This window comes from Pseudomonas sp. BF-R-01 (assembly GCF_019946615.1).
Lineage (GTDB): Bacteria > Pseudomonadota > Gammaproteobacteria > Pseudomonadales > Pseudomonadaceae > Aquipseudomonas > Aquipseudomonas migulae.
In genome coordinates, this window is sequence record NZ_JAGYFX010000060.1 from 20,924 (window position 1) to 38,578 (window position 17,655).

General features: G+C 61.6%; 14 protein-coding genes. 2 read left to right on the forward strand and 12 right to left on the reverse strand.

Annotated features, from left to right (window positions below):
• Positions 1 to 3: 3 nt before the first annotated feature.
• The 9 genes from KGB27_RS20645 to KGB27_RS20685 form a co-directional block, all read right to left on the reverse strand.
• Positions 4 to 1,509: a YdgA family protein gene (locus KGB27_RS20645; RefSeq protein WP_223556110.1), complete on the reverse strand. Its 1,506-nt coding sequence runs from the start codon at positions 1,507 to 1,509 to the stop codon at positions 4 to 6.
• Positions 1,510 to 1,816: 307 nt separating this feature from the next.
• Positions 1,817 to 2,452: a hypothetical protein gene (locus tag KGB27_RS20650; protein ID WP_008034678.1), complete on the reverse strand. Its 636-nt coding sequence runs from the start codon at positions 2,450 to 2,452 to the stop codon at positions 1,817 to 1,819.
• Between the two features lie 82 nt (positions 2,453 to 2,534).
• Entirely contained in the window at positions 2,535 to 3,983 is a 1,449-nt protein-coding gene (locus tag KGB27_RS20655; protein ID WP_223556112.1) for an efflux transporter outer membrane subunit, read from the reverse strand.
• A complete protein-coding gene (locus KGB27_RS20660) occupies positions 3,980 to 4,867 on the reverse strand; it encodes an HlyD family secretion protein (RefSeq protein ID WP_192226661.1) in 888 nt (295 codons plus the stop codon). Before KGB27_RS20660 ends, KGB27_RS20655 begins: the two co-directional genes overlap by 4 nt.
• Positions 4,864 to 5,073, reverse strand: coding sequence for a DUF1656 domain-containing protein (locus KGB27_RS20665; protein WP_223556114.1), 210 nt, complete (start codon positions 5,071 to 5,073; stop codon positions 4,864 to 4,866). The genes KGB27_RS20660 and KGB27_RS20665 overlap by 4 nt, the downstream gene beginning before the upstream one ends.
• Positions 5,070 to 7,142 carry an FUSC family protein gene (locus KGB27_RS20670; protein ID WP_223556116.1) on the reverse strand — a complete coding sequence of 691 codons (2,073 nt, stop codon included), beginning with the start codon at positions 7,140 to 7,142 and terminating at the stop codon, positions 5,070 to 5,072. Before KGB27_RS20670 ends, KGB27_RS20665 begins: the two co-directional genes overlap by 4 nt.
• The gene (locus tag KGB27_RS20675) at positions 7,139 to 7,567 is read right to left on the reverse strand and encodes a MarR family winged helix-turn-helix transcriptional regulator (protein ID WP_008034693.1); all 429 of its coding nucleotides are present in this window, start codon (positions 7,565 to 7,567) and stop codon (positions 7,139 to 7,141) included. Before KGB27_RS20675 ends, KGB27_RS20670 begins: the two co-directional genes overlap by 4 nt.
• 126 nt (positions 7,568 to 7,693) lie before the next feature.
• Positions 7,694 to 7,939 carry a DUF2789 domain-containing protein gene (locus KGB27_RS20680; protein WP_223480627.1) on the reverse strand — a complete coding sequence of 82 codons (246 nt, stop codon included), beginning with the start codon at positions 7,937 to 7,939 and terminating at the stop codon, positions 7,694 to 7,696.
• Between the two features lie 139 nt (positions 7,940 to 8,078).
• Complete coding sequence (locus KGB27_RS20685; protein ID WP_223556118.1) at positions 8,079 to 8,540, reverse strand: aminoacyl-tRNA deacylase; 462 nt, start codon at positions 8,538 to 8,540, stop codon at positions 8,079 to 8,081.
• 273 nt (positions 8,541 to 8,813) lie between these two features.
• Between KGB27_RS20685 and KGB27_RS20690 the strand changes: the two genes are divergently transcribed.
• Both KGB27_RS20690 and KGB27_RS20695 read left to right on the forward strand, forming a co-directional pair.
• Positions 8,814 to 9,344, forward strand: a complete 531-nt coding sequence (locus KGB27_RS20690) for an NfeD family protein (RefSeq protein ID WP_192417291.1) — start codon at positions 8,814 to 8,816, stop codon at positions 9,342 to 9,344.
• A gap of 2 nt (positions 9,345 to 9,346) precedes the next feature.
• A complete protein-coding gene (locus KGB27_RS20695; protein WP_008034707.1) occupies positions 9,347 to 10,102 on the forward strand; it encodes a slipin family protein in 756 nt (251 codons plus the stop codon).
• 4 nt (positions 10,103 to 10,106) lie between these two features.
• Here the strand turns inward: KGB27_RS20695 and cysC are convergent, their stop codons facing one another.
• The 3 genes from cysC to KGB27_RS20710 form a co-directional block, all read right to left on the reverse strand.
• Positions 10,107 to 10,712, reverse strand: coding sequence for an adenylyl-sulfate kinase (gene cysC / locus KGB27_RS20700; protein ID WP_223480625.1), 606 nt, complete (start codon positions 10,710 to 10,712; stop codon positions 10,107 to 10,109).
• On the reverse strand, positions 10,696 to 12,210 hold the full coding sequence (locus KGB27_RS20705) for a TolC family protein (RefSeq protein ID WP_223556120.1): 1,515 nt from the start codon (positions 12,208 to 12,210) through the stop codon (positions 10,696 to 10,698). The genes cysC and KGB27_RS20705 overlap by 17 nt, the downstream gene beginning before the upstream one ends.
• 38 nt (positions 12,211 to 12,248) lie before the next feature.
• Positions 12,249 to 17,655: beta strand repeat-containing protein (locus KGB27_RS20710; protein WP_223556122.1), on the reverse strand; the 5,407-nt coding region annotated here is incomplete at its 5' end.

Consider the following 17,655-nt stretch of genomic DNA (forward strand, 5'->3'; position numbering starts at 1 on the left):
GTGTTACTGAACAACGCCTGCACCACCGAGTTTGCTCATCACAAAGCCGATAAACTCTTCGAGGGTCATTTTCTGGCCGTTGAACTCCACCTGGTTGTTGGCGTAGTGCAGTTTGCTGACGATGTTAGTGCCGTCCAGCGTGGCGAACTGCGTACCGACCGCCATGGCGCCGAACATGTCGGCGGTGGCCGTGGCTTGATCGGCAACGACCTTCACGTCGGCCTGGCCATCGATCTGGCTCTGGACGCTGAGCAAGTCAACCAGCATCGGTTTGGACACCTGGATATTGACGTCCAGCAGGGCAATCAACTGTTTGATCAGTTGATCCGGCGTCAGGTCCAAAGATTGTGGCTTGGTCAGGTCGAGCACCAGGTTGGCGCGACTTTCACCGTTGGCGGTGGTGAACGACAGGTTTTCCAGAGCCACTTGCGGGCCGGCTGCCAGCAGTTTCTCCAGACCGGTTTTCACCTGAGCCTCTTCTTCCGGGGTCAAGACCAGTTCGGGGGCAGGTTCGCCAGCTGCAACCGCTTCGGCGGCGGCCTTCTCGTACGGTTGCAGTTTGGTCTGGTAGATCTGCATCAACGACATCGTGGATGGAATGTCGAGGTTCTTCAGGCTCATGGCCATCTGTGCGGAGCCGACCGTCTTGCCGTTCAGGGACACTTCACCGATCTTGTAATCGGCACGCCCGGAAGCGCTGGTGCCCGACTCTTCGGTCTGGTTCTTCATTTCAAATTTCTTGATGCCCAACACCGACTGCTGCGCGCCAAAGGTGGTCTTGCTGTCGGTCAGCTCGACGGTGTTCTCGCCGGTGTAAAAGCCGTAGGTACTTTTGACGAGATTGCTGGCCAGGGTCAGGCCGTTCAATTCGACTTTCACCGGTGTCTGGTCTTCAGCCACGGTGGTCAGTGTGAAGTTGTCCATGTAGCCGTTGGCTTTGACTTTCTGCGCCTGCGCGTTGGCGGCGACCTCAAGGTTCAGGCCGGAAAATTTCAGGTGGGACTTGTCGTCCAGCGCGACATCCAGCGGCAGCAGTTCGAGGGTGCCGTTGGTGGCGTTGTCATAGCCGATGTTAACCACGCCGGTGAGCGGCGATTTGTCCTTGGCAGCGGCGAACCACTTCTCGGTGACCGGGGTCTTTTCCAGTTCGTAGTGACTGGTGGCCATGACCGGCAGCAATTTCAGCGACATCAGGCGCGAGAGCGGCAGCGGACCGTGTTCGATGCGGTCGGTGAAAAGCAGTTCGACCGGTGCTTCGCCGAACATCTCGCCCTGGCCCTTGAGGCGGTAGTGCGCGGTGCTGCTGAATACGTGGCGTTCAAGCGATACCAGTTCCAGCGACGCGGTGCCGTTGGAACCGACCAGCGCGGCTTGCAGCTCTTTGTTGGCGTCGGCGATCGAGGTGTTCAGCACCCCTTCGAGTTTGGTGCCGGTGAACCAGGCACCGCCGGCGCTGATTGCACCGATGGCCACGACGATTCCAAGAAGCACGCCTGCTGATTTATTCATGAATGACCCGTTCAATGTCCGTTGTTTGAGTGTGGTCGTCTTCCCTGAACCCATTTCGGGTTGCGGTCACGACTGCGCGAAAAGTGCGAAGGAGATTAGCATCAGGCGCACCGGGCGGCCCAATGTTTAAAGGTTAAAGAGTGTCTATGGACCGCGCGGAGGGTTTGAGGGTTTCGGTGGAAATGAAAACGCCTTCGCGGGCAAGCCTCGCTCCTACAAGTTTTGCGTCGTTCACACATATCGTGCTCGACGCAAACCTGTAGGAGCGAGGCTTGCCCGCGAAGGCGTCAGAACTGACGAAACTGATTCAGGAATACTGCACTTCCATCTCATCCAGCTGATGATCAAAGCTTTTCAGCCGCGCCGTCCACGTATAAACCAGCACTTCAAAATCCCGATTGATCACCGCCCCGCCCGTCACGTCCGCGCGTGGGTCGCAGAAATCCAGCTGATAGCGTTCGCGTGCCATGGCGGCGGCGACATCGGAGAGTTCACGGGCATTATTCAACCAGTGCCAGTCGTCCTCGGACACTTGTTTGTCGAGGGCCAGGCATTGCTTCTTCAAGGTTTCGAGGCTTTTTTCCAGCGGTGTGCCGGTGAGTTCGCCCATGACTTCCTGGAACGTGCGCCCCGGTTGCCAGTAACTGCCCCAGAAGTAACGATCGAACACCGTTTCGACCCGGCGCAAAGCGACCTTGGTGTCCCAGATCAGCACCAGGGTCTTGCCTTGTTCGAGTTGTCTTTTTTTGATGCGCTGCCCCTGGAACGAAGCCCAGGCCACCACCACGATCGCCATCACCGCGATCAGCGCCGCAGCGCTATCGAGAAACACCAGCGCCTTGTCGATCTGGTGGGCCAGCATGATGCCGTAGAAATAGGTGGCCGACAGCAATACCAACGCCGCAATAGCGCACCAGAAGCCGGGAGCATAAGGGTTTTTCATTGTTGGAATCCCCATGACCAACGCGAGCCTTGATTGATGAGTTCGACGCGCGACCTCATCAAGTCAAAGCATAGCAACGGCCTCAGGGTTTGCCGGTATTCGAGCCTTGCGTTCGTCCGCTTTCCCAGCCGCCACCCAGCGCCAGGAACAGATCGATCTGGCTCAACGCAACCTGAGTGTTGGCGGCGGCCAGTTGTGCCGTGACGTCGGTGTAGGTGCGGATCGCTTGCAGGTCGGCCAGGAACGACTCGCGGCCGGCCTGGAAGAAACGGTGCGTCTGGTCGGCAGCCAGTTTCGCCGATTGTTCGGCGTCCGCCAGGGCTTCTCGACGCTGCAGCAACGCCGAGTACTGCGCCAGGCTGGTCTGGGTTTCACGTATGGCGTTGAGAACGACACCATCAAAGTGCGCCAGCGTCGCCTGGGTCACGGCTTCAGCTTCGCGGATTCGCGCCCGGGCCCCGTTGGTCGGCACGCTCCAGCTCAGCGACGGGCCGAAGCCCCAACGATTGGTGGAAGGCTCGCCGAGGTTTTCCAGAATGCCGACAGTGCCGATGGTCGCGCCGATGCGGATGTCCGGGTACAGCTCACCGGTGGCGACACCGATACCGGCCGTCGCAGCGGCCAGCCGACGCTCAGCCTGGCGGATATCGGGGCGACGTTTGAGCAGTGAGGCGCCATCGCCCACCGGCACCAATTGCGCGATTTTCGGCAGCTGCGCGCAACTGGCGGTGCCGGCCGGCAATTGATCGACCGGTTTGGCCAGCAGCATCGACAGGCGGAACAGCCCGGCCTGACGCGCAGCCTCGTAGCGCGGCATCTCGGCGCGCAGGGACTTGAATTGGGTTTGCGAACGGGTGACCTGGGTTTCATCACCTCGACCGGCGTCGCGCAGGCGCTGGATCAGTGTGGTGCTCTGCGATTGCAGGTCGAGGGAGTGCTGGGCAATTTCCCGTTCTTCATTAGCCGCACACACCTGGGTGTAGGCGCGCACCACATCGGCCACCAACGTGATACGTGCGGTATCGGCGGCGGCCTGGGTCGCATCGGCATTGGCCTTGGCCGCTTCGATGCCGCGCTTGAGCGTGCCGAACAGATCGAACTGGTATGAAGCGCTGATGCCGATATCACCGATGTTGGCCACCGGCACTTTCTCAGGCAACAGGAACGCTTCGCCGGACTCCTGCAAACGCTCGGCGCCCATTTTTATGCCACCGCTCCAGCCACCGGCGGCCTCGGCTTCATCGACCTGCGCGCGAGCCCGCAGCAGGCTGGCGGCCGCCACACGCAGATCGGTGTTGGACGCCAACGCTTGCTGGACCAGTTGATTAAGCCGAGGGTCCTGATACAGGCGCCACCAATCGGCCGGCACCGGCGCCGAAACCACCGGTTTGCCGTCCACGGCCAGTTCGCCCTGAAAATCTTCGCGGTGAACGGCCGCCTCTTCCGGCAGTTGATAATCCGGCCCGACCGTCTGGCACGCCGACAGCAGCAAACTCAATCCGGCAATCACCAAACCCGAAGCCCTGCTCATTTGGCCGGCTCCTGCTGCTGGTCGCCGATGATCGACACCGTCGCGGTGCGCCCGGCAATCATGCGGAAATCCGCCGGCACGTCATCGAAGGCGATCCGCACCGGAATCCGCTGCGCCAGCCGCACCCAGCTGAACGCCGGGTTGACGTTGGGCAGCAGGTTGCTGCCGCTGCTGCGGTCGCGGTCTTCGATGCCGGCGACGATGCTTTCCACATGGCCGCGCAGGCGGGCGCGGTCGCCGATCACGCGAATGTCGACGCTCTGGCCAACGTGGATGCCGTCCAGCTTGGTTTCTTCGAAATAGCCGTCGATGTGAAAAGAATTGCTGTCCACCACCGACAACACCGGGCGCCCTGCGGTGACGAATTCCTGCGCACGCGGCGCACGGTCGTTGACGTAGCCATCCACCGGGCTGCGGATGGTCGAGCGGTCGAGGTTGAGCTGGGCGCTGTCCACCGCCACTTGCGCTTCCATCAGCGCCACTTCGGCGCGGGCGACTCGTGATTGGCTCTCTTCCAGTTGCTCGCCCGGCACCAGATTGCCGAGGCCACGGTTACGCTTGGCTTCGCGTTGCGCCTGCGCCAGGGTTTCCTGACGGTCGGCGACCGCTGCTTTGGCTTGGCGCAGGGCGAGTTTGAAACGGTCCTGATCGATGCTGAACAACACCTGGCCGCGTTTCACCAATTGGTTGTCGCGCACGTCCACTTGCTGAATCAGCCCGGACACGTCCGGGGCGATCTGCACGATGTCGGCGCGAATGTGCCCGTCGCGGGTCCACGGCGCGAACATGTAATACATCACCATGCGCCAGACCACGACAACGGCGAAGGTCACGATCAGCAGGGTCAGGACCACGCGACCGAGGGTCAGAAAAGGTTTTTTCATGTCATCAGGTATCGACTGAGTGAGTCCACGGCGCCGAGCAGCAAAGCGTAGAGAGCCACGTTGAACAATGCCCGGTGCCAGACCAGACGGTAAAAGTGCAGGCGCGTCAGCAACCCGCGCACCAGCAGGTAAATCACATAGGTAATGCCCATCAGCACCAGCAGCGTGGGCAGGAACACCCCGCTGATATCCAGATCACCGATCATAAAGGCGCTCCATCGATGCCATGGGGAAGCGGTTCTTCGAGGTCGCCGGTGCCGAGGAATTCCACACCGGGCAGCAAGGCCAGACGCAAGCCGCTTAGGGCGTGCAGCAGGTGCAGACGGGCGCCGTCATCGCATTCGCGGTTCAGGGCACGGCGCGCGCGGTCCATGGTCATCAACAACGCACTGGGCGCCGGCAAACGTTCGCCAGCCTTGAGGCAGGCTTTGAAATACTCGCCGACCTCGGCCACCACTTGGTGCAGCAATGTTTGCGGTACGCCGAACACACGCGGCGTGTAGGCCAGCAAGTCGAGCAAGTTCAGCGCCACGCGCACTTCGCGTAATGCGATGCCGGTGTCCTGGCCGGTCATGGCCAGGCGCGGCAAATGCTGCATCAAACGGTCGAGCACCTGCACACCCAAGCGGCGATGCTCGGCCAGGGAGGCCGGCTCGGTGAGGCTGACGATGTCGCGCCAACTGAAACGGGTCAGGCGCTTGGCCGCCAGTTCTGCGCCGAACGGCCGGGCGATCAGGGTCCAGACAAACGCAAACAGCAAACCGACCGGGCCGGCCAGGTTGGAGTTGGCGAAGCTGAGGAAGTCCGCGTCGTAAGCGCCCTGGATGCTGATGAAGGACGAGGTGTTGACCAGCGTCAGCAGCATGCCCAGGTAAAACTGCGGCTTGACCGTCAGGGTGCCGATGCAAATGAACGGCACGGCGAACGCCAGCACCAGCATCGGAAAATCATGCAGGTTAGGCAGCACCAGGAACAGGTAAAGACTGGCGAACAGCACCGACATCGCCGTCCAGAAAAAGAACCGGTAAATCTGCGGCGCCGGGTCGTCCATCGACGCGAAGAAGCTGCACGCCACCGCCGCCAGAATCACCGCGCTGCCGCCGTCGGTCCAGCCGAGCAGAATCCACAACACCGAGGCGACAATGATCGCGGTGACCGTGGACGCCGCCGAATAAAACATCAGCCCACGGTCGAGAAACGGCGACAGGCGACCGAGGCGCCAATGCCGGTACACCGCGCGCCAACTGTCCTGGCTTTCGCACTGTATGGCGTATTGCAGGCTGCGGCAGTCTTGCCACAAATCGATCCATTCGCCGAGACGGTACAGCGCGTTGGAGAACAGCAATTGCTTGCGATCATCCAGCGCTTCGGCAGTGGGTTGCAGTGCTTCAAGTTGATCTTTCAGCGCTTGCCAGCGACCGAGGTCGGCGTCTTTGTGGTCAAGCCATTCGGTGGTGGCGGCCAGTAATGGCGCGAACTTATCCACAAGCTCCGGCGTGCGCCGCTCAAGGGCGTAAAGCGCGTCATCGAGCGCGTCGATCACCGGCAGCAGATGAATCATTCGGCCGCGCAGTTCCTTGGTATTACGCACGGTTTGCGGGCGCGCGCCTTCGTGCGGCAACTGGCCGATCATCAATTCCAGCGTGTTGAAGGTCGCGACCATCGACGAGCGCAGCGCGCTGACTTCGTCCGGCTGCACGTTGCGGCTGAGGAATCGCAGGCTGTAGGTCGAGGCATCGGCAAACCATTTGTTCACCGAATCGTTGAACACCGGTGCCAGCCGTCGCGGCCAGAACATCGCGCCGACCACCGCCGCGACGGCGATGCCGAGGAAGATCTCTTCAGTCCGCGCTTCAGCGACATCCCACACCGCCAACGGGTTATCCACCACCGGCAAGGCGATCAGCGGCAGGGTGTAACCGGCAAGCATCAACGCGTAACTGTTGGCGGTACGCAGGTGCAGCGACAGGAACAGCAGAATCCCGGTCCACAGCGCGATAACGACCACCAGCACATAGGGGCTCTGAACAAACATCGGCACGAAAAAGACTGCCGCCGCCGCCCCCAGAAACGTACCGACCGCGCGGTACAACGCCTTGGAACTGGTAGGGCCGACAAACGGACTGGAAACGATGTAAACCGTGGCCATCGCCCAATACGGACGCGGCATTTGCATGAGCATGGCGATGTACAGCGCGATCATCGACGCCGCGAAAGTGCGCACGCCGTAGAACCAGTCCCGCGCCGGGGGAACGCCGGTAAAAAATCCGCTCAAGGGTTCACCACCGACGGAGCGTTGGCCGCCTCAAACGCTTTCAATACCCGCAACGCGGCCTCCAGATCACTCGGGGCGATGCCTTCCAGCACTTCATTACGCAAGCGCACCAACTCGATTTCGACGGCCTGCACCAATTCCCGACCGGTGTCGGTCAGGCTCAGGCATTTGGCGCGGCGGTCATGGGCATCTTCGGTGCGACGAACGTAGCCGGCATGACACAACTGATCGAGCAGCCGCACCAGCGAAGGGCTCTCCATCCCGGCTGCCTGCGCCACCGTCACCTGCCGCACGCCCTCACCCAACCGCCCGATCATCAACAACGGAACGGCACAGGCTTCGGAAATTCCATAGTTGACCAGCGTGGTCTGGCAGATCTTCCGCCAATGCCGGGCGGCCACCACCATGGAGCTGCTGATGTTCATCTGGAGAGCGTCGAGTTTTTTTGGCACGAGCGGAAAGACACACTGTTAGTTTGCTAACTATCAATATGTCATTTGAGGGGAAAGTTGGTCAAGTTTTGAAACAATTTTTAGGAAGATGATCGGTTTTTAGCCGCCTCGCCCTTTCCTCAGCAACACATCCAGTTGATCCACCACCTCCGCCCAATCCGCGTCATCCAGAATGTCGTCGCGCAAAAACTGCGCCTGGCTCGGGCTCCAGAAAAAGGCGTCGGCCAAATGCAGTTCAGGCTTGAGCGGTGAATGGGTGGCGATGAATTTATCGATGCTTTCGGCGTCATCGGGCAGGCCGAGTTGTTTGAACAGGGAAGGGAGGGTGTGGGTTGGGGATTCCATGTCGGGCTCCTGGGTATTGGCTGATGATGGGTGACTGCTGCGCAGTCAATCGCGGGCAAGCCTCGCTCCTACAGGGAATAGCGGTCCACTGTAGGAGCGAGGCTTGCCCGCGAAGGCGATGTCACTGTCGCCGCAAAACTCAACTACTCAACTCCCGCACCTCGGCATGCGGCACCATTTTCAGGAACTCCGGCACGCTCATGTGCAGCAGGTTGTTGTGGTTGCCGGCCTCCAGGTAGATGTCTTTCTGCCGGGTCAGCAAGGGGTCGATGACCATGTCCAGGCCATAGGACTCACCCAACGCCGGCACCGCGCCGCGTTCGCAGTCTTCGAACAGATGCGCCAGGGTGCTTTCCCGGGTGATCTGCCACTCGCCGCTGCTGTGCACTTTGCTCAGGTCCAGGTGACGACTCGCCGGCAGCACGGCCATCAGGAAATGACCGTGGTGGTCGTCGAGGATCACCGACTTGGCCACCCGTTCGGCAGGAATGCCCGCGACCCGCGCCGTTTCAAGGCTGCTGGCCGAGTGTGGGTGGGTAACGATGTCAAATTCGCAGTGCGCCTTTTCCAGGCTGCGCTGCATGGTTCTTGCCATACGCATGATGCACCTCGGTGTCCGCAACAACGTTCACGGACTATGAATAAACCTGTTCTCACCATTGAAAAGTCTAGGCCCGCTGGCGTCTTCGCGTGGGAAATCTGCCCACCGGAACACCGTCGACAACTGTACAAAATTCGTACAACCCACCACTCGACTAGACTGTATTTAGCGATGGGCGTCAGCGGGAACGCGGACTGAACGGATGGCGAGGCGCTCTCAGGTTCATCGTCGGAACGCCGCCCGGAACAGGCTCGCGCCTACAAGGAGGGTCAAGTGAACATTCGTTGCTGTGCAGTCGCATTACTGCTGGCCCTGAGCGGGTCGGCGTTCGCGACGGACACAATCGTGCTGATTCCCAACCCCATCGGAATCTGGCTGATCACATTCGGCATCGCGTTCCTGATCGCCGAAGCCGCCTTGCCCAACTACGGCGTGATCGGGTTGGGCGGGATTGTGATGTTCGTCATCGGCGCGGTGATCCTGAGCAACACCGAAGTGCCTGTGCCGTTGATGATCGGCCTGGGGCTGATCAGCGCGTTGCTGTTGATATTCCTGGTGATCCACGCCCTGAAAACCCGACCGCGCCAAACCGTCAGTGGCGATGCCGGACTGGTGGGCAGCGTGGCCCCGGTGATGTCGTTGCAGCCCGGCAATGCCTGCAACGGCTGGGTGCACCTGCAAGGCGAAAAGTGGCAAGTACTCAGCGCCACGCCACTGCAACCCGGGCAACAGGTCCGGGTGGTGGCACGCAAGGGATTAGTGCTGAAAGTGGCCGCGGCTGACGCGGCGCCGGATGGAGAATAACCATGGGCCTGCAACTGGGTTTTGCCGCGCTGCTGCTGTTGGTGATTGCACTGGCGGGATCGACTTTTCGCATCCTGCGTGAATACGAGCGCGGGGTGGTGTTCCAGCTCGGTCGTTTCTGGCAAGTCAAAGGCCCCGGCCTGATCCTGCTGATTCCGGTGGTCCAGCAAATGGTCCGCGTCGACTTGCGTACCGTGGTGCTCGACGTGCCACCTCAAGATGTGATCACCCGCGACAACGTTTCGGTCAAGGTCAATGCGGTGCTGTACTTCCGCGTGCTCGACCCGCAGAAGGCAATCATCCAGGTCGAAGATTTCCTGATGGCCACCAGTCAACTGGCCCAGACCACCTTGCGCGCGGTGCTCGGTAAACACGAACTCGATGAACTGCTGGCCGAGCGCGAACGGCTGAACATCGACATCCAGCAAGTGCTCGATGCGCAGACCGACGCCTGGGGCATCAAGGTCGCCAACGTCGAAATCAAGCACGTAGACCTCAACGAATCGATGGTCCGCGCCATCGCCAAGCAGGCCGAAGCCGAGCGGGAACGTCGGGCCAAGGTCATCCACGCCGAAGGCGAATTGCAAGCCTCGGAAAAACTCATGCAGGCCGCCGAAATGCTTGGCCGTCAGCCGGGCGCCATGCAATTGCGGTACATGCAGACCCTGAGTTCGATAGCCGGGGACAAGAGTTCGACCATCGTTTTCCCGCTGCCCATCGAGCTGCTCAAAGGCATGGCGGATTTGTCGAAACCTTGAACAATCAGCCTTTGGGCAACACGGCGCACTCGCCGAGCCAGGTCAGTAAACGGTCGAGACAGGCTTCGACCGACTGCGCCCCGGTGTCGAGTACCAGCGCAGCGGACGGGGGCGGTTCATAAGGCGCGGAAACCCCGGTAAACCCGGCCAAATCACCGCGACGTGCGCGGGCGTAATGACCTTTGGGGTCACGCCGCTCGCACACCGCCAGTGATGCGTTGCACCAGACTTCGCGGTAATCCTCGCCCAGACGCGTGGCAAATAACTCACGTAACTCCAGCAACGGCGCGATCATCGCCAGAATCACGATGTGCCCGTTCTCCACCAGCAATGCCGCCACTTCGCTGGCACGGCGAATATTTTCCTGGCGATCGCTGTCAGCAAAACCCAGATCACGATTGAGCCCGACCCGCAGCCCATCGCCGTCGAGCACGACGCTCTGCACGCCGCGTTCGAACAATTCGGCGTGCAGCGCCTGGGCCAGGGTCGACTTCCCCGCTGCCGGCAAACCGGTCAGCAAAATCACCGTGCCGCGATGGCCGTTGCGGGCTTCACGTTGTGCCCGGCTGATGCTCGCCGTCGGCGCCTGCAGGTTATTGAGTCTGGACATGCGTCACCGGCACCGTGATGTCGCCCGCCGCCCACGCTGATTCGCGATTGGCCAACGCGGTGGCGATGGACTGGACTTCGGTGGACTGCACCTGGTCCGGCAGCGGATCGAGCCCCGCGCTGGCAAAAATCTGCCCGTACGCGTTGCGCAGATCGGCGTACGACAGGTCGCGGCGCAGATCGGCCTGCAAGGTGTTCAACTCGCCCTGAATCAAGTCCAGTTCGCCCAGCCCCGCCGCCTGATAGCGATTGCGCAGTTGGCCGACAATCTGCCCGTCAATGTCCGACAGTTGCTGATTGGTCTTGAATTGCCGCAGCGCCTCGCGGTAGTTGGCGTTGGCCACATAGAGCTGCGCCAGCACCGCAATCGACATGGCCTGACGGCGCGCCGTGGCCACTTCTTCACCGGCCTTGGCGACGTTGATCGCCGCCGGCGCCGAGATCACGTTGAACAGGTTCCAGGTCACCTTCACGCCGTAGTCGGCCCAACCCTGCTCCACCAGGAAGGAGTTGCTGTCGTAATGCCCGCCAGCGGAGAACTCCAGCCCCGGCAGCAGACGCAACATGGCTTTGCGGGTTTCGGCGGCGCTGATGCGGCTCTGGTAATCCTGCTCACGCAGTTCCGGGCGGCTGGTCAGGGCTTCCTGCTCCAGGCTGGCGAGGTCGACCTTGAGTTCCGGTATGACGTAGTCGTCCTGGGTCGCCAGGGTCAGTTCGGTGCCCAGCGGCAGATTGATCAGGGTCGCCAGTTCGGTTTTCGCCAGCGACAGGACGCGGCGCTGCTCTTCGAGTTGGCGCGTGGCTTCGATCAGCGAGCGTTGATAACCCAACGCCTGGATCGGATCGCCGATGCGCTGCTGGCTCATGCTCTGGCTGTTGCCGCGCGCGGTCTCGACCCGGGACATGAGGCTGTCGATCTGCTTGAGCAAGCGCTCGGCGGCCATGGCTCGCCAATAGGCCGAGCGCACGTCCTGAACGATGGTGTTGATCACTTTGCGCCGGCGTTCCTGAACGATCAGCCGCTGGTCGCCCTGTTGCTTGGCGCTGATGTAACTGACGCCGAAATCGAGCACGTTCCAGACCATGGTCAGGTCTGCCACTTCACGATCGCGGTCCTGTGAAGTCGATGGCTCCAACGACTGGGTGCCGGTCCGCACGCTCTGGCTGCTGGAGGCGCTGACGTTGTTGCGGCCGACATAACCGGCGTCCAGCGCCATGCGCGGCAGCATGTCGAAACTGGCGAGGTCGAGTTGGCGCTTGGCCAGGGCCTCTTCCATGATCTTGAGCCGGCCTTCGAGGTTGTACTTCACCGCGCGGGCCATGGCCTGATGCAGGGTCAGCGGACCGCTGAGCGGTTCCTGCCCCTTGTACATGCTTTGCAGATCGCTTCTGGCGCGCTGTTCGCTGACGCTGCGTTCGATCGGTTCACTTTTGACGGCACATCCACTGATCGCCAACGCGAGCAGACTGGCGACAAACAACTGCTGACTTCTCTTCATCCTTGACTGCCCCTGGGTGACGCACTGCTTTAAGTATTTCAGGCCTGCATTTCGCTGATGCCGGCCTGTTTCAAAGCAGCGGCCAGGTCGTTGACCTGCCGTTGCTCGGTGTCTTTGAGCTGTTGCAATTGCTGGACGAGGCTCGGCGCGCCAAACACGCCGCGCAGCCCCTGTGAAACATCACCGGCCTTGATCGAATGGTTGCCAAAGGAACTCAGCGAGTCTCGCTCGTTACCGGACTCCTGATTAAACAGACTCGACAACGTGCTGGTGCTGAAAACCCCGCCATCGCCACCACCGAAACCAAGGAAGCCGTGGCCTGCACCTTCACCGCCGCTGTCGCTGCTGCTGAACACCTGCGCGATGAAACTCTGCGCCAGCGCGCCGTTGTTCATGAAGATGTCGCCCAACGGCCGAATGCCATTGCCGATCACCCGGCTCTCGAACAACGGAGCAAACGTCAGCGGCGAGCCGAGATCACCAGAGGGCGGGGCGAAGATGATTGGTTGCAGTGGCACGTTCGGTTGATCGGTCACGGTCACCGGGTCGCTGCTGAGGAACTCCGGATCCGGGGTCACCTGCACCGTAGCCGGTGCCGGTGTCGGCGCCACGACGCCTATCGCGTAGTTGTTGGAGACCGACACGGTGGCCCCCGCGTTACCCGCCAGGTCGGTGACATTGCTTGTGTCGAGGGCGATGAAGTTGCTCGGGTCACTGACATTGGCAGTTGGCGTGAAGGTCGCGGTCCAGGTCTTGCCGCCATCGCTGCTGCTCAGGTTGGACAAGTCGCCGTTGGTCACGCTCAGGTCCGACAGGTCGAAATCACTCACGGCCTCGCTGAAGGTAAATGTCACCACCGTGCTCTGGCCGGCAGCCATGCTCGGGTTGGCGACCACGATGCTCACCGTTGGCCGGGTTACGTCCAGGACGTAGTTGTTGGAAATAGCGATGCTCGCGCCGGCATTCCCCGCGAGGTCCTGCAAGGTGCCGGTGTCGAGCACGATCAGGTTGGTCGCATCGTTGATGCCGGCGGTTGGCGTCAGGGTCGCGGTCCAGGTGATACCGCCGTCGCTGCTGGTCAGGTTCGACAGCACAGCGTTGGCCACGCTGATGTCCGACAGGTCAAACCCACTCACCGCTTCACTGAAGGTGATGGTCACCGTGGTGGTTTCGCCAATGCCCAGGCGGTTGTCGGCAACCACGATGGTGGCGGTCGGCAGCGCGGTGTCGATGGCGAAATTGTTGGAGTCGGTGGTGCCCACGCCGCTGTTGCCCGAGGCGTTGGCCACGCCGGTGTTGTCGAGGGTAATCAGGTTGCTGGTGTCGGTGATGCTCGACGTCGGGGTGAACGTTGCCGTCCAGGTGACGCCGCCATCGCCCGAAGACACGTTGCTGAGCGTGCCATTCGCAATCGTCAGGTCGGCGTTGGAGAAACCGCTCACCGCTTCGCTGAAGGTGATGGTCACCGTCGCGGTTTCACCCGCCTTCAGCGCCGTGTCGGAGACCACAATAGTGGCTGTCGGCAGCACAGTGTCGATCGTGAAGTTCGCCGAGTTGGTGGTTCCGCTGCCCGTGTTACCGGCGATGTCGGTCACCCCGGTGTTGTTCAGGGTGATGAGGTTGCTGGTGTCCTTGATGCCAACCGTCGGTGTGAACGTGGCGGTCCAGGTGATGCCGCCATCGCTGCTGCTCACCGCGCTCAACGTACCGTTGGGGATGCTCAGGTCACTGTTGTCGAAACCGTTCACGGCTTCGCTGAACGTGATAGTCACCAGCGTGGTTTCGCCCGCGCTGAGGGTGCTGTCGGCGACCACAATGGTCGCGGTGGGCCGGGCTGTGTCGATGGTGTAGTTGTTGGAATCGGTGGTGCCTGAGCCCGAGTTACCGGCCAGATCCGCGATCCCCGTGTTGTTCAGCGTAATGAGGTTGGTCGCATCGTTGATGCTCGCGCTCGGCGTGAAAGTGGCCGTCCAGGTGATGCCGCCGTCGCTGCTGCTGACCGCGCTCAAGGTGCCGTTGGCAATCGTCAGGTCGGCGTTGGTGAAGCCAGTGACCGCCTCGCTGAAGGTGATCGTCACCAGCGAGGTTTGACCCACCGCCAGCGTGGGGTCAGTCACAATGATCGTCGCCGTCGGGCGCACGGTGTCGATGGCGTAGTTGTTGGAGTCGGTGCTGCCGATGCCGGTGTTGCCCGAGCCGTTTTGTACACCGCTGTTGTCCAGCGTGATCAGGTTGGTGCTGTCGGTGATGGCGCTGGTCGGGGTGAAGGTCGCCGTCCAGGTGATGCCGCCATCGCTGCTGCTCACCGCCGTCAAGGTGCCGTTGGCGATGGTCAGGTCGGCGTTGCTGAAACCGGTCACGGCCTCGGAGAACGTGATGGTCACCAGGGACGTTTCGCCGATTTTCAGCGCGTTGTCGGCAATGATAATGGTGGCCGTCGGAATCACGGTATCAATCGTGTAGTTGCCGGAGTTGGTGGTGCCGCTGCCTGTGTTGCCGGAGAGGTCGGCCACACCGGTATTGTTCAGGGTGATGACGTTGGTCGCATCGTTCACACCCACTGTTGGCGTGAAGGTCGCGGTCCAGGTGATGCCGCCATCGCTGCTGCTCACCGCGCTCAAGGTGCCGTTGGCGATGCTCAGGTCGGCGTTGGTGAAACCGCTGACCGCCTCGCTGAAGGTGATGGTCACCAGCGAGGTTTCGCCGGCGGTCAGGGTTGGGTCGGCCACGACGATGGTCGCGGTAGGCCGGACTGTGTCGATGGCGTAATTATTGGAATCGGTGGTGCCGCTGCCGGCGTTGCCCGACAGGTCGCTGATGCCGGTGTTGTCCAGGGTGATCAGGTTGGTCGTGTCGTTGATGCTGGCGCTCGGCGTGAAGGTCGCCGTCCAGGTGATGCCGCCATCGCTGCTGCTGACCGCGCTCAAGGTGCCGTTGGCAATCGTCAGGTCCGCGTTGGTGAAACCAGTGACCGCCTCGCTGAAGGTGATGGTCACCAGTGAGGTTTCACCGATCCTCAGCGCAGTATCCGCCACGACGACGGTTGCTGTCGGACGCACGGTGTCGATGGCGTAGTTGTTCGAATTGCTGGTGCCGATGCCCACGTTGCCGCTACTGCCTCCCTGCACGCCGCTATTGTCCAGGATGATCAGGTTGGTCGCATCGGTGATGCTGACGGTTGGCGTGAAGGTGGCGGTCCAGGTAATGCCGCCGTCGCTGCTGCTCACTGCGCTCAAGGTACCGTTGGCAATCGTCAGGTCGGCGTTGCTGAAACCGGTCACGGCCTCGGAGAACGTGATGGTCACCAGCGAGGTTTCGCCGATTCTCAGTGCGGTGTCGGCGACGACAATGGTGGCTGTCGGTGCCACGGTATCAATCGTGTAGTTACCGGAGTTGGTAGTCCCGCTGCCTGTGTTGCCGGAGAGGTCGGCCACACCGGTATTGTTCAGGGTGATGACGTTGGTCGCATCGTTCACACCTACCGTTGGCGTGAAGGTCGCGGTCCAGGTGATGCCGCCATCGCTGCTGCTCACCGCGCTCAAGGTGCCGTTGGCGATGCTCAGGTCGGCGTTGGTGAAACCGCTGACCGCTTCGCTGAAGGTGATGGTCACCAGCGAGGTTTCGCCGGCGGTCAGTGAAGTATCGGCCAGCACAATCGTGGCGGTCGGACGCACGGTGTCGATGGCGTAATTGTTGGAATTGGTGGTGCCGCTGCCGGCGTTGCCCGACAGGTCGCTGATGCCGGTGTTGTCCAGGGTGATCAGGTTGGTCGTGTCGTTGATGCTGGCGCTCGGCGTAAAGGTCGCGGTCCAGGTGATGCCGCCATCGCTGCTGCTGACGGCGCTCAAGGTGCCGTTGGCAATCGTCAGGTCCGCGTTGGTCAAACCACTGACCGCTTCACTGAAGGTGATAGTCACCAGCGAGGTTTCACCGATCCTCAGCGCAGTATCCGCCACGACGATGGTTGCCGTTGGCCGCACGGTATCGATGGCGTAGTTGTTGGAGTCGGTGGTGCCGCTGCCCGCGTTGCCCGACAGGTCGCTGACACCCGTGTTGTCCAGGGTGATCAGGTTGGTGCTGTCGGTGATAGCGCTGGTCGGGGTGAAGGTCGCCGTCCAGGTGATGCCGCCGTCGCTGCTGCTCACTGCCGTCAGCGTACCGTTGGCGATGGTCAGGTCGGCGTTGCTGAAACCGCTCACCGCCTCGGCGAAGGTGATGGTCACCAGCGAGGTTTCACCGATTTTCAGCGCAGTGTCGGCCACCACGATGGTCGCGGTCGGACGCACGGTATCAATGGCGTAATTGTTGGAATCGGTGGTGCCGCTGCCGGCGTTGCCCGACAGGTCGCTGATGCCGGTGTTGTTCAGGACGATCAGGTTGGTCGTGTCATTGATGCTGGCGGTAGGTGTGAAGGTCGCGGTCCAGGTGATGCCGCCATCGCTGCTGCTCACCGCCGTCAGCGTACCGTTGGCAATCGTCAGGTCGGCGTTGGTGAAACCACTGACCGCTTCGCTGAAGGTGAACGTCACCAGCGAGGTTTCGCCGATGCTCAGCGCCGTGTCGGCCACGACGATGGTCGCGGTCGGACGCACGGTATCAATGGCGTAGTTGTTCGAGTCGGTGGTGCCGCTGCCGGCGTTACCCGCCAGGTCGCTGACACCGGTGTTGTCCAGGGTGATCAGGTTGGTCGAGTCAGTGATGCTGGCGGTCGGTGTGAAGGTCGCCGTCCAGGTGATGCCGCCATCGCTGCTGCTCACCGCCGTCAAGGTGCCGTTGGCAATCGTCAGGTCGGCATTGGTTAAACCGGTTACGGCCTCGTTGAAGGTGATGGTCACCAGCGAGGTTTCGCCGGCTTTGAGCGCCGTGTCGGCAAACACGATACCCGCAGTCGGGCGAGCGGTATCGACGACGTAGTTATTGGAATTGGTGGTGCCGACGCCAGCAGTACCCAGGCCGTTGATCACCCCGGTATTGTCGAGGGTGATGACGTTGGTCGTGTCGGAAATACTGGCGGTTGGCGTGAACGTTGCCGTCCAGGTGATACCGCCGTCGCTGCTGCTCACTGCGCTCAAGGTGCCGTTGGCGATGGTCAGGTCGGCGTTAGTGAAACCGGTCACCGCTTCGGAGAAGGTGATGGTCACCAGGCTCGTTTCGCCGATGCTCAACGTGGTATCTGCGACCACAATGGTTGCGGTCGGCGGCGGTGCGTAGGCGGTGTTGAGTATCCCGCCGTCGTTGTAGATTGCCGCCACGGCGGTCGGCGAGGTGCCAATTGTCCCCCCGCCCTGCGCAGTACCACCGGCACCGCTGCCCGCGGCATTACCGGCCAGGGCCGCGAAGTTGGCGGCGGTGATCAGCAATGTGCCCTTGTTCCAGATCGCACCGACGCCCCGGCCGCCGATGCCGCCGTTGGAGGCGTTGCTGCCCTGGCCACCGCCACCGCCG

Coding starts and splice junctions, on each gene's coding strand:
- KGB27_RS20665 (WP_223556114.1), bottom strand. CDS start 5,073: ATGATCGGTGATCTGGATATCAGCGGGGTGTTCCTGCCCACGCTGCTG.
- KGB27_RS20685 (WP_223556118.1), bottom strand. CDS start 8,540: ATGCGTATGGCAAGAACCATGCAGCGCAGCCTGGAAAAGGCGCACTGC.
- KGB27_RS20660 (WP_192226661.1), bottom strand. CDS start 4,867: ATGAAAAAACCTTTTCTGACCCTCGGTCGCGTGGTCCTGACCCTGCTG.
- KGB27_RS20645 (WP_223556110.1), bottom strand. CDS start 1,509: ATGAATAAATCAGCAGGCGTGCTTCTTGGAATCGTCGTGGCCATCGGT.
- cysC (WP_223480625.1), bottom strand. CDS start 10,712: ATGTCCAGACTCAATAACCTGCAGGCGCCGACGGCGAGCATCAGCCGG.
- KGB27_RS20680 (WP_223480627.1), bottom strand. CDS start 7,939: ATGGAATCCCCAACCCACACCCTCCCTTCCCTGTTCAAACAACTCGGC.
- KGB27_RS20695 (WP_008034707.1), top strand. CDS start 9,347: ATGGGCCTGCAACTGGGTTTTGCCGCGCTGCTGCTGTTGGTGATTGCA.
- KGB27_RS20705 (WP_223556120.1), bottom strand. CDS start 12,210: ATGAAGAGAAGTCAGCAGTTGTTTGTCGCCAGTCTGCTCGCGTTGGCG.
- KGB27_RS20650 (WP_008034678.1), bottom strand. CDS start 2,452: ATGAAAAACCCTTATGCTCCCGGCTTCTGGTGCGCTATTGCGGCGTTG.
- KGB27_RS20655 (WP_223556112.1), bottom strand. CDS start 3,983: ATGAGCAGGGCTTCGGGTTTGGTGATTGCCGGATTGAGTTTGCTGCTG.
- KGB27_RS20675 (WP_008034693.1), bottom strand. CDS start 7,567: ATGAACATCAGCAGCTCCATGGTGGTGGCCGCCCGGCATTGGCGGAAG.